Origin of the sequence: 'Nostoc azollae' 0708 (genome assembly GCF_000196515.1) — a bacterium.
Lineage (GTDB): Bacteria > Cyanobacteriota > Cyanobacteriia > Cyanobacteriales > Nostocaceae > Trichormus_B > Trichormus_B azollae.
In genome coordinates this window covers 4279972-4291197 of the sequence record NC_014248.1, presented here as the reverse complement: position 1 = coordinate 4291197, position 11226 = coordinate 4279972, and the positions used below count along the sequence as shown (strand labels likewise).

At 35.1% G+C, this 11226-nt stretch carries 9 protein-coding genes and 4 pseudogenes; 4 read left to right on the top strand and 9 right to left on the bottom strand.

All coding sequences use genetic code 11. The annotated features are described in order from the left end of the window. Window positions 1–195 precede the first annotated feature (195 nt). Window positions 196–855 (bottom strand): DUF2301 domain-containing membrane protein, encoded by a 660-nt coding sequence (locus AAZO_RS20055; RefSeq protein ID WP_013192627.1) that lies wholly within the window; start codon window positions 853–855, stop codon window positions 196–198. A 178-nt stretch (window positions 856–1033) separates the two neighbouring features. Here AAZO_RS20055 and AAZO_RS41685 point away from each other — a divergent pair, with 178 nt between their 5' ends. Continuing rightward, window positions 1034–1159, top strand: a complete 126-nt coding sequence (locus tag AAZO_RS41685; RefSeq protein ID WP_266886381.1) for a hypothetical protein — start codon at window positions 1034–1036, stop codon at window positions 1157–1159. A 157-nt stretch (window positions 1160–1316) separates the two neighbouring features. Here AAZO_RS41685 and AAZO_RS39430 read toward each other — a convergent pair whose 3' ends face one another. Further along, window positions 1317–1547, bottom strand: a complete 231-nt coding sequence (locus tag AAZO_RS39430; protein WP_013192626.1) for a hypothetical protein — start codon at window positions 1545–1547, stop codon at window positions 1317–1319. Window positions 1548–1656: 109 nt separating this feature from the next. Further along, window positions 1657–3289: pseudogene (locus AAZO_RS44105) on the bottom strand (IS1634 family transposase). A gap of 592 nt (window positions 3290–3881) precedes the next feature. Here AAZO_RS44105 and AAZO_RS44100 point away from each other — a divergent pair. After that, window positions 3882–4287: pseudogene (locus AAZO_RS44100) on the top strand (DUF4277 domain-containing protein); the annotation flags it as partial. Between the two features lie 172 nt (window positions 4288–4459). On the opposite strand, the gene AAZO_RS20015 reads toward AAZO_RS44100, so the two are convergent. Further along, complete coding sequence (locus AAZO_RS20015; RefSeq protein ID WP_266886375.1) at window positions 4460–4735, bottom strand: transposase family protein; 276 nt, start codon at window positions 4733–4735, stop codon at window positions 4460–4462. A gap of 181 nt (window positions 4736–4916) precedes the next feature. After that, window positions 4917–5123 carry a helix-turn-helix domain-containing protein gene (locus tag AAZO_RS41680; RefSeq protein ID WP_266886372.1) on the bottom strand — a complete coding sequence of 69 codons (207 nt, stop codon included), beginning with the start codon at window positions 5121–5123 and terminating at the stop codon, window positions 4917–4919. 331 nt (window positions 5124–5454) lie between these two features. Between AAZO_RS41680 and AAZO_RS44095 the strand changes: the two are divergent. Beyond that, window positions 5455–6678: pseudogene (locus tag AAZO_RS44095) on the top strand (IS1634 family transposase); the annotation flags it as partial. 555 nt (window positions 6679–7233) lie between these two features. Here the strand turns inward: AAZO_RS44095 and AAZO_RS20000 are convergent. From AAZO_RS20000 to AAZO_RS19985, 3 genes and pseudogenes are all read right to left on the bottom strand, one after another. Continuing rightward, a pseudogene (locus tag AAZO_RS20000) lies at window positions 7234–8305 on the bottom strand (ISKra4 family transposase). 85 nt (window positions 8306–8390) lie between these two features. Continuing rightward, entirely contained in the window at window positions 8391–8552 is a 162-nt protein-coding gene (locus AAZO_RS39405; protein WP_228371309.1) for a PIN domain-containing protein, read from the bottom strand. 1030 nt (window positions 8553–9582) lie between these two features. Beyond that, window positions 9583–10377 (bottom strand): SAM hydrolase/SAM-dependent halogenase family protein, encoded by a 795-nt coding sequence (locus tag AAZO_RS19985; protein ID WP_041643517.1) that lies wholly within the window; start codon window positions 10375–10377, stop codon window positions 9583–9585. 121 nt (window positions 10378–10498) lie between these two features. On the opposite strand from AAZO_RS19985, the gene pirA reads away from it, so the two are divergent. Then, window positions 10499–10654, top strand: a complete 156-nt coding sequence (gene pirA, locus AAZO_RS35710) for an arginine synthesis PII-interacting regulator PirA (protein WP_013192621.1) — start codon at window positions 10499–10501, stop codon at window positions 10652–10654. Window positions 10655–10807: 153 nt separating this feature from the next. Here pirA and gatC read toward each other — a convergent pair whose 3' ends face one another. Continuing rightward, window positions 10808–11098 carry an Asp-tRNA(Asn)/Glu-tRNA(Gln) amidotransferase subunit GatC gene (gene gatC, locus AAZO_RS19980; protein WP_013192620.1) on the bottom strand — a complete coding sequence of 97 codons (291 nt, stop codon included), beginning with the start codon at window positions 11096–11098 and terminating at the stop codon, window positions 10808–10810. Window positions 11099–11226: the final 128 nt, after the last annotated feature.

The following is an 11226-nucleotide window of genomic DNA, read 5'->3' as shown; positions in this document are numbered from 1 at the left end:
AATGCACCATTTTGCAGTTACCCAATTAATCCTCTCATCTCCCCTATTGCCTACAATTTTGGATATCCCATTCCTGGAAGTTGGGAAACCAAACCCATAAGTTCCAACTTCAGAAATTTGCGACCAAGCTAAACAATAAGCTCTTTCTTCATTGACATTTCTCAACATCAAACCTGTGTGAGATTTTCTGATTCTCTAACCATTCGCTAACCCTTGATTTTTCAAATAATCAAACACAGATTTATCACCAATATCTGTGGGGATTTTCTGAACTGTTTTCCGCAGTGCAAAGATTAAAAAGAAAATTACCCAAATTCCTAATAAAATCTCTTCTGATTGAGTTGATAAAGTTCCTGCTAAATGTCCTAACAAAAGTAAGGGAACAAGGGGAGTTAGAATTTTAGTTTCTAACCGATTGAAGCAAAATCCTTCTTTAAAGAAAATACCTGTTAATGCTGCAAAGGTAAAACCTATTCCAAATAAAGTTAGTGGTTGATTATAAACAGTAATCGCAAAAGGTTGACTGTCAAAATGTCCAAGAATAAAGGCAGTAATACTACCAATTATCCAGAAAAGCTGTAATATTTGGTGCAGCAATTTCATATATATATGAATAGTTAATAAACTCACTCCCAACGCTAAACTAAAACAGGTGTAAAGAGGAGTAATGGCTTGAATAGCAGTAGCTTCATGAGGATAAAATAAAGCTAACCCGCTGGCGAGCGCAAAACTAATTGCTGCTATTATTAAACCTGTACGATAGATGATAACACCTGTGCGATCGCTCTTCGTAATTGTAAAATCGCCAAACTGTCCTTGATATACTTCTGGTACAGATAATATTTGTGTAGTCATATTCAATAATGGCTCATATTTTTAATAGGCTTCTCTAGCTATTCTATCTCATACCCTTCCTCTTACCCCCCTTTTTAAGGGTGGTTGGGGGGATCTAATTTCCCCATTCTCAGTAAAATCCCTATCACTGATCATTTAGGATATATATATGATTTTCTGCGTAAAGGCGTGAATCTGAATGATAGGTAGAATCATTACAGGACGTTACAAAATCATAGAAAGTATAGGAAACGGTACATTTGGGACGACTTATTTAGCCATAGATGCCCAAATACCAGAACCTAATGAATATATATATAGTTAAGCATTTTACACCATTAAGCACAGAATCAGAAGTGTTAAAAAAGGCTAAAGAATTATTTGACCGCGAAGCTAAAATCCTCAACCGACTTGGTAAACATCCACAAATACTCACCCTTTTAGCACATATCCATCCAAGAAAATCAAGATTTTTTTATAGTTCAAGAATATATAGAACCCACATTCGGCACCCTAAACTGCCACAGAGAGAAATTACGGAGACAAAAAATCCAAGGGAGCATAAAAAGAAACATATGCAGTGAACAGAGGCATTGGAGAAACAGTAAAGCACCAAAAATAGCATCAAAAGCTATCCTCAATAAGGAGCAATAAGAAAGAACACCGCCCAGAGCAGTCAACAGATAAATGAAGATATTCAAGAGATAAATCATAACTTAGACTCATAGATTGAAGTAAAAAAAGAAATTCTAGTAAAATAGAGCTATAAATCAAAGACATTAGGTTATTTTCTCATAGAAATTAAATTAATAGAGAGAAAAATTAGGTAAGTAATTGATAGTAGGGAAAACAATGCTCTGGTAAAAGATTCACAATGAAATCTCTCTCTTGAGTCCAGTAACAGATGTGTTTTTCTTGGTTAAGTATAACTAAATGAATAGACTGAAAGCATGGAAAAATCCAGCGTAAAGTGGGGCGGTCAGTTGGTTTGCCCAATTGATTTTTTACTGTTGATTTAGACTCTCTTAAAGGGGTTATAATTTGTCGTTGCGATAAACTGTAAACAAGCAGACATAAATCCATCATCATTCCCAGGGACTCTATTCTCTCTGGACTTTTTAGGAAAATACTGTCTGCAAAAAATAATGGGTCTTTGAGAAAAGCAAACCCTCTCTGGCAAGACTATTGAGCTTTATATTCACTCAAGATGGAGTCATGGGTAAGTTCATTGGAATCCAAAAGGTTTGTAGCAATAATAAAAGGCCCTGGCCTCAGAAATTCTGTATTAATTTTACTTTCATTCTGGGAGAATGTAGCTGATATTTCAGAGGATACTCTCCTGAACTATCTTTTTTCTTAGATTTGATTTGAGTAACTTTACTCTGGTTAATTTGGTGATATTTGAATTGTTTGAATAGTTTAGATAACCCCTTGATAGCATCACCTTCACAAGCAAATTTTTCTGGTGATAACTTTTTGAAATCTTGCACAGCTTTTGATTGTGCCTTGGTAATTTTTTGTGAGAGTTTACCTAGGTCTGATTCTCTTCTTTCTTGACTTTGCACTACTAACCATCTTTGTTCTATTCCTGGATAATTTACTGTTTTTGAAGCTAGTTTATATCCGGGTAAGTTACTATCAACAAGTTCTGGTTCTGGTAATGTTGATATTAATGATTGTGCTGATTTTACGCTTAATGGCACTGGACATAACCAGCTTAAATATGACATCATTCATCATTTTTAGATTTGATTCTGTATATAAGGCCCAGTCTACTACTATGAGACTGTTAACTTTTAATTGTTTTTGGTACTCTACTGCTATTTTACCAAAGCATGATAAATCTCCTTGGTTTCCCGATGCTAGTATTAAAAATATATATTGGTATGTCTCCATCTCCTGAACATATTATTTCTATGATGAACTGTTTTAACTCCGCTCTATGGTCACCAGAATAACCGTAGGTGATGGTTATTTCTTTTGGTGATTTTACTGCTAATTCTTCTATTTCTTGATTGTTTCCTACTTTTTGACTCTCAAATATTACTTCTGGTAAGCTGGTATTATATTGCCCATGTATGTACATTTATGATGAGTCTAGATGCCCTGCTCATAGGGATACTCCAAATTTTTGGGCTGCTTTTAAGGCGACAATAAAAAATATTCTATCCAATCCTTTTATAAATAGTTTATCCATGACTCTCCCCAGTTTATCGTCCTTGAGATATTCTGGTGTTACTCCTGGTCCTATTAGATGGTCACAGGGGATTGTTTCAAAATCTTGGAGAAACATATATAAGGGTTTTTATACAAATCCTAACCCGTTGATTATCATGGCTTTTACTACATGACCCGGACTTACGTTCTCTCCAATTTCAACGATTACTTCTACTACTCCTATGGCGTCTATTATTCCTGGTACTATGCCTAAATGGTCTAGGTTTTGAATTTCCATTTTTTGAAGCTTTGGTTTCACAACAGAATTATCCACAACTCCTGTTGTGATTAAATCATTTCTTCTTCTGTTCTAATTTAATTTTTAAATCATTAAATCTTCTTTTCTTTTATCTTCTTTACGAAACTTTATTCTCTCACTCTATTGCCATTTTAATCATACTTGTTCTTATTAAGCCTTTTCTTCCTTGCAGGAATTCTAGTTCTGCTGTACTACTATCTGTGACAGTTAGGGTACAGTTAGGGTGTAGAAGGTGGGATTTAAAGCGATATGATTTAACAAAAGAACTACCTAATAGTGTTCCCATCCGTGAAGATTTTGTCATTAAAATTTTAAAAGATATTCTGGAAGTTTTAGGACCACATTCTGCACTTATTATGCACTTCATTTCGAAGTATACATGCATGCATACACTAATTATAATGAGTTACAAAATTACGTAGTAACCACATATTTGAAATAGTAAAGAAAATAGACAATACAATAAGAATTTCCAACAACTTGGAACTCGTAAGTATTGACAATAAATTCAGAGTGAAAGATGATAAGATGAATGTAAATGAGCCTGGATTAAATAAGAATAACCAAAAATATGAATTATCAAAAGGAAGACTTTGAGAGTAAGAACTTGGACACTTGGGAATAAGAGATGAGATAGTAATTGTAGAAACAATGAATAAGATATTCTGAATATATATTAGAGAGAAAGTGAATACATGACAAATAGTCAAGGCAATCATTATGGACTAGGTTTCATATGGAGAAAATTATATTCATTTCCTCAATTTCTTGAGGAAAAAGCCATAGAAAATTTATTATGAGTGGGAATTGAAGCTGAAGATTTATATGATGATAAAATAGGCAGAGTAATGGATAACCTATACAAATATGGATTAAATAAATTATTCCTAATAATTGCCTTAGAGGTAGTAGAAAAATATGGAGTAGGAACCAAATATTCCCATTTAGCTTCAACGTCATTGCATTTGCATGGAGAGTCTAATAATTAGAGAGGTCCGAAAATTTAGAAAGGAGTATGTGTCTGGCTTTCCATAGTGTTAAGATGAGGAAAGAGCCAAGGAAAGAATTAGGGTTGGGAATAGTAACTCATAGGAACTATCCATGAAGATGTTGATGAAAAATTCATAACTGACCTCATATTCATAACATTTATGAAATGGGCAAAACTAATGAACCAATTCCTAATATGACTAAACCACAAATAGTAAGAATTACTTGTGAGTAAATTGGGGAATTCAGGGGAAATCTTTGTTGAGGTACCCGGAATATTTCTACAAGTCTAATGACCTGTTCAATAACAATACCCTTGGTGGAAAACTCTTTGTTTCCTGCCTTTTGTTCTGAGGTTAATTCTCCTTTACGTGGTTTCTTATAAGGTGTGCTAATATTCTTTCCTCCTTGATATGCTTTATCTCCTTCAAACATTTGGTTGTTATGGAACTTTTCTTGTTGCTCTCGAAATAAGCTAATATAACTGGTTGGGCTTTTTCTCCTACTTCTACATCGAGAATATCTTTTCCTTCTGGTAAGCTGACAAAATGTGTGCTGCTTCTTTCTTCTTACCTGAAAAATACTTTTTTTGCTCCTGATTATCTGAAGGCATTCCTCATGGCTGTTCCATACTGTCCACTATTAAGTGAAACTCCGTCAATAGTTCTATCGCCATGGCATAATCGCTATTATGTTTTTCTAGCTGTTTAAGGAGACTAGCAGGGAAAACATTTCGTAATATCTCTAGCCAGTAATTAAATATCTCCTTTGCTTCTGTTTTGTATATACCGAAATACAAACCTAAAACCTCAAATGTTGGCATTTTCCTCCAAGAGAATAAGGATAGACATAACTGTTCTTTTATCTCTAGTTTCCCTTTCCCCCCTCCTCCTTTCTGATTTATACCTATCTTTTTACTTTCTATGTCACCTTGAAGTTGTTTATGCTGCATTTCACCTTGGGCTAACAAGTCTTGAAACTGATGGTTAGTTATTCCCAGTATTTGTTTTGTACAATGTGGATATTCTTGAATATAGTTAATTTAGTGGATTTTTCCTTTTGGTACACCCTCAAAATTCCCTTCTACCATTTTTTTCACACCAAGTTCATTTTCCTGACAGGTCTTTTGTCTCAATAATTTAGGACAAGAATTAGGAATGAACCGAGAAAATCCGATTAATATCACACAAGGATATTCTCGTGACCATCGTCCAGACTTAAAACAATGTATATTAGATTTAATAGTAAGTAGTGACAGAGATATACCCGTATTTTTTAGAGGAGCATCAGGAAATGAATCAGATAAAGCAGTATTTGCTCAAATCTTGGTGGAGTATGACAAACAAATAGATTTCGAAAGTATAATGGTGGCTGATAGTGCATTATATAGCGAAAGTAATTTAAAATTAATGTCGAACATGAAATGGATAAGTTGAGTACCTTTATCCATTGAAAAAGCCAAAAACTTGGTCAAATTATTTACCAGTACAGAACTGAAACCAAGTGAAATCAAAGGATATAGCTATCAAGCAGAAAAAGTATCTTATGAGGGAATAGAGCAAAGATGGCTATCAGTAGAAAGTGCAGACAGAAAAAAAGCAGACTTACAGAAATTAACCCAAAGCATTCAAGAGGAGTTGCTAAAAATCAGTAAAGTAAACAAGTCGGTAGATTAGTCAAAGAATAATTTGAACAGACATCCTTAGCAGAATTAAAAATTAAAGAACTGGCAGCAAAATTGAAATATGATAAAATATCGGACTTATAAATTACCGACAGGTTAAATAAATGACAAAGAGTAGTGTATCAAGTAAGAGGTAAACTAATAGAAAATCAGGAGTTAATCACCCAACATCATAAACTCTTGTGGTCGATTTATTTTAGCAACGAATATTTTAGACACAAGGGAATTAGGAACCATAGAAATATTGAGAATATATAGAGAATAGCAATCAACAGAAAGAGGATTTATATTTATCAAAGACCCGTTATTTTTCGACCATAGTCTTTTTGTGAAAGAGCGAGAAAGAGTAGAGACAATGATGATATTAATGGCATTGTGTCTTTTGGTTTATAATCTGGGACAAAGACAATTAAGAATCTCGTTAAAGACGCAAAAAGCGACAGTTAAAAACCAACTGAATAAACCTATAGAATCCCCTACTTTACGTTGGATATTTCAGAGCCAGTGCCTTGGGCTGGTTCCCCGACTTGATTAGGGAAGCTCCTCGGAAAGAGGCAGCAACTGGCGTATGTTTTCAAGGGATTCATTTTCTGATTACACAAGGAGTTCATAGGATTCTGAACTTGACAGACGAACGTTGTCGAATTTTGCAATTCTACCTACAGCTTGTCAAAAGTATTATTTATTTCCTTAGTTTTCAAATCTCTAATTCACTATTGCATAGTCTTGTATTTTCATAAGTGATTCAAAAATTCCAATTAAACATTGTTGTCTAACTAGCTTTTCTCACCCAATAAGAAAGCTGGAACTTTGACGTGGATAATTTATATTTTCATGTGGAGTTTTAAAAACTATAGTTCTGAATTTCCTGTAAATGTAGTTTGCTTATGGCACTTATTTAAGTGCGGAATGTGGCTTTTAGTAATTATTCATAATCAAAATGTTATTCATCGAGATTTGAAACCTCAAAATATCAGAAGTAGAAAAGATGATTCAATCTTTAGAAATTCAGTAGGTTGACTTGTTCGCGTCAGGATTGCTACGCAACCCTGACGCGAACATATCATAAATTGTCTGAATCAGGATTTACAGGATTTATTCTCAAATTATTGGGATTAAGTAAAAGGGTTTAAAGGTGGAATACCACAACTGTCAAAATCACGAATATTGCCCATGACTCAAGTTAGTTGGTGTATTTAAGCAGTAGCACCAATAATCTATCGGGAGGATAGAGTTTTGGCAGAAAAACTCAAATAGGAAGCAAACCATTGAGATAAGCACAAGGAAGGGAAAGGATTTGGTAGACACTTTCAACATTCCACTGTGGGCCAGAAATTTTAATCCTTGTTCCAATCTGTTGAATAGCAGATTCGACAGATCCAGAACCAATAGAACACAGTTGTTTAGCTCGGTAGTAGATGTAGTTAATAATGCTAGTGGGATGTTTTTCGCTTATGTCGAAAAACTTCTTAACTTGTTTGCCTCGACAATTCTTAAATAAGGCTTGAATTGGCTCTATCTGACCTTACCACAATAAACTCTCAACAGCTTGGAGACGGTTGAAAGAACCACCAATTTGATAAAGATTCTCTTTGAGGTGATACCAATCCAAAATTTCCAAAGGTTTGAATTTTTCAGTTCCAAACTCTTTAACTAAATTCCAAACTCCATCATGACCATCCCCCAAACACACAAGGGGGTTAACCAAAGACTGGGTATTAACATAATCAACTAATGATTGGTTGTTATCAAAAAATGCGCCATCATAAATTCCTTGTAGACGAAGGGTTTTATAGTCTCGCCAGTACCAGCCTGCTTGTGGTGTTTGCCCCCTAGTCGTACTTTTCCACCATCTATACTCACTTCACAGACAGCTTGTTTTCCTTGTGGTAGCTCCCAATCTTCTTCCACAACTAGTTTTTTTTGCCTCCTATAGCCAACTTTTACTCCTGTTAATGCCTCAATTTCAACTTCTGCTTTTTGATATGATTCCTTTCTTAGCTGATAGCCTCAAGCAGCACTTTTGAAGTAATGGACTTAATCGACTTCTTGGCTTCAAACCCAGTCTCTTCAACTGTTTAGCTTTTAGTTTTAGTTCTCCTACCAAGGTTTTGACTTTCCTAGTCTTACCTACTTTCCTTCCGGTTGTTTCTTCAATAAAAAAAAAGGCTATTTCTGGACTTACCACTTCTAATATTTGACTCCTTACTATTTTTTCTATGCCTTCCAAGTCTGTTATCTGACTTTTGTCTGCTTCTTCATATAACAATGTTGCCTATTCTTCTAAGCAGGCTTTGAGCCGTTCTTTTATCCTGGTTCATGGTTGCTAATCCACACTTGTTTATCCTTATATTCTCCTATCACTTGTGTATCTTCCAATAGTGTATCCTCCCAAGACGGTTATGCTTAGGTGACAGTTTTACCAGTTAATCTTTGTTGGCCTCGTAGTTTACCACAGCGTTTAGCTATTTCATCGGCAATAGGCAATATTTGGCAGTTTTTTTTGATAAAATTATCAAAACAATTTTGCATTTTCGGGTTAGGTTTTGAGGTTAAACCATAACACATTTCTTCTAGTGTAATTACACTAATATTTATTTATATAAGATAAATTCTGTATCCAGATTAAAACACCAGCATTAGGTTGAGGTCTGGCAAGTTCACTAATAATTAATATTATTATCACACAAAAATGTCATGGTCGCTATTAATGAAAGGGATTGGGGTGGTCTTGACGAGAGGGCGTTTCTAAAAAATAATCTTCTTCAATACAGATTTGCTGAATTTCTTGAAGAGCTTCTCATAAAGTCTTGCTTTGAGTATCTTTATTTAAAGATTCCTGGGAATCATATACAGAAATCTGAGATCTTTTTAAAGAATATTCAGTTTCTCATAGTGAAGGAAATTCCAGAAGTTTTTAAACTTGTATAGAAGTCATGATTTTATTTCTATAAGCTTTGATTGCTACAAGCTTCGATTGCTACAGATTCTAAAACTTTTTGTGGTAAGTGTTACCAGTTTTCCTGTAATTGGTTGCCTATATCTTCAGGAATGTTGATGGTAATTTGCATATTTTTATCTTTTTTCAATGCGGGATTTATCTAAATTATATCGTATTCTTGTCTGAATCAGGATTGACAGAATTTAAGGATTTACAGGATGTCATGTTGACTGAATTGATTAATAATCAATATGTAGAAACCAACACCACCCACAAATATAGAGAGCCCAACTTAAACGCACTATTTTTTTATGCAATGGTTCCGCTGCTAGTGTACGATCAATAGACCTCTTGCAAAATTGTTTATGTGGTATGATAGCGAGTTTTAGATTTTATGTATTTTTGGTGTTCTTTGCGATCGCTAATTCAAACATAACCGTGTAACTCTAACTTTTGGCTTGAACAAAGAAAACCTACTATTATAACATGAAATTAATTCTGCAAGAGGTCTAATATATGTTGAGGGGTTATCCCAAATAGAATAGGCTGACATTCCTATTTACAAAAGCTTTTATGTATTTCTCTGCATATTTCCTCCTTTCTTCCTTTGCGCGAAACTTCCCTCTCTGCCAATACCTCTAATTCGCATAGTATAAATTAGCAAGACTGCAAAAACAAGACTTCTAACCCATCTTGCCAATTAACTTGTAATTTTATCTGTGCATTACCGCTATTAATCGCAATTTCTACCCAACCGTGACTACCAACTAAGGCTAGGGCTTCACCAATTTCCACATCACTATAAGCTGCACATCCTAGTATGGTCAAACCCGCTATTTGCACACACCAGTTTTTATCTTTTACATAACTTGCGGGAATGTTGCTGACTAGGTTGCCAAAGTGATCTATATATTGGATATAACCCGTTACACCGTTTGTCGTTTCCCAACATTCGCCAATATCCATTACCACAGTTTCGGGATTGATTTCTGTACCTAATTCTTGCAGAGAAACACCGTTTCCTAGATGCGCTGCTACTGGTGCAAAGATATCTATTCCATTAAATGTGCTGCTAGGTTCGGATGTGCGCCAAAAGTTAGGATTTGTAAGTTCTATTGCTGTAATAATCTGATTTTTGCTGGTTATGCCGCTAAAAATGCCGTTATCGGGTCCGACAAGATAGCCTTGTTCTAATTTTAGGGCAATCGCTCTCCTTTGACTACCTACCCCCGGATCTACTACGGCTAAATGTACCGTACCCTTGGGAAAATAATCATAGGCATTCATCAAGCAAAACCTAGCTGCGGCGATATTTTGCGCTGGAATTTGGTGCGTTAAATCTATTAAGATCAAATATGGGTTAATCTGAGCAATTACTCCCTTCATTACCCCTACATATACATCCTTATCGCCAAAATCGCTCAATAAAGTCAGGATTTTTGATCTAATCATTTGTTCCTGAAACAAGCCTTGATTATTAATATAGATAATCTTATTATCTTCTGTAATAACAGCTACAAAATACATGTTATGTTATACATGACATAAAAATAAACATAAAGAGGTTATGGCAATGAGTAGCAATAGACTACAATCAATTCAAAGAGCCGACGAAGCACACAGACAGAATATTCAAAAAAGCGTAGAACACCGTTTAGAAGTAGCCAAAGCTAAAGGTGACGACAAGCTAGTTCGTCAATTAGAAGCGGAACAGGCTTATTATAGCTAACGCGCTAAAGTAAAATCTTTAGAGTTCATGGTTTTGTTCTGTCTATGCCTGCGAAAGCAGGTTTTTTTGTAGGGTCATACAATCAAATCTAATCAGTAAAAATTAGGGCGGGAATCTTTTCCACCCCACAGAAATTTTGATTTTAACTGCTATTTAGTCAGTGTTGAGTATTTTAGGAACTTTGAAAAATTCACCTTCCTGTTCAGGTGAGCTGCGAAGGATAGCTTCTATATCAGGATAGGGTTGTAATTTATCCTCTCGTGTTATATTACTCACATCAATTGCTCTGGTTGTAGGAAGTACATCAGTGACATCAAGTTCACTGAGTTGCTCGATATACTCCAAAATAGTACCGAGTTGGGTAGTAAATTTTTCCTCTTCATCTGGTGTCAGTTCTAACCGAGCCAGATTAGCGACTTTGTGGACTTGTTCACGATCTATCATTGTCAGGGAGTAGGGAGTAGGGAGTAGGGAGTAGGGAGTAGGGAGTAGGGAGTAGGGAGTAGGGAGTAGGTGACAGTTAAGAGATAATAGTGAATAGAATAATAATTATTTACCAATTACCAATTACC

Bases quoted from the DNA above. Each gene is read 5' to 3' on its own strand.
- AAZO_RS20055 (WP_013192627.1), bottom strand. From the start codon at position 855: ATGACTACACAAATATTATCTGTACCAGAAGTATATCAAGGACAGTTT.
- AAZO_RS41685 (WP_266886381.1), top strand. From the start codon at position 1,034: ATGATAGGTAGAATCATTACAGGACGTTACAAAATCATAGAAAGTATA.
- AAZO_RS39430 (WP_013192626.1), bottom strand. From the start codon at position 1,547: ATGATTTATCTCTTGAATATCTTCATTTATCTGTTGACTGCTCTGGGC.
- AAZO_RS20015 (WP_266886375.1), bottom strand. From the start codon at position 4,735: ATGTTTGAAGGAGATAAAGCATATCAAGGAGGAAAGAATATTAGCACA.
- AAZO_RS41680 (WP_266886372.1), bottom strand. From the start codon at position 5,123: ATGCCAACATTTGAGGTTTTAGGTTTGTATTTCGGTATATACAAAACA.
- AAZO_RS39405 (WP_228371309.1), bottom strand. From the start codon at position 8,552: ATGTGTTATGGTTTAACCTCAAAACCTAACCCGAAAATGCAAAATTGT.
- AAZO_RS19985 (WP_041643517.1), bottom strand. From the start codon at position 10,377: ATGATTAGATCAAAAATCCTGACTTTATTGAGCGATTTTGGCGATAAG.
- pirA (WP_013192621.1), top strand. From the start codon at position 10,499: ATGAGTAGCAATAGACTACAATCAATTCAAAGAGCCGACGAAGCACAC.
- gatC (WP_013192620.1), bottom strand. From the start codon at position 11,098: ATGATAGATCGTGAACAAGTCCACAAAGTCGCTAATCTGGCTCGGTTA.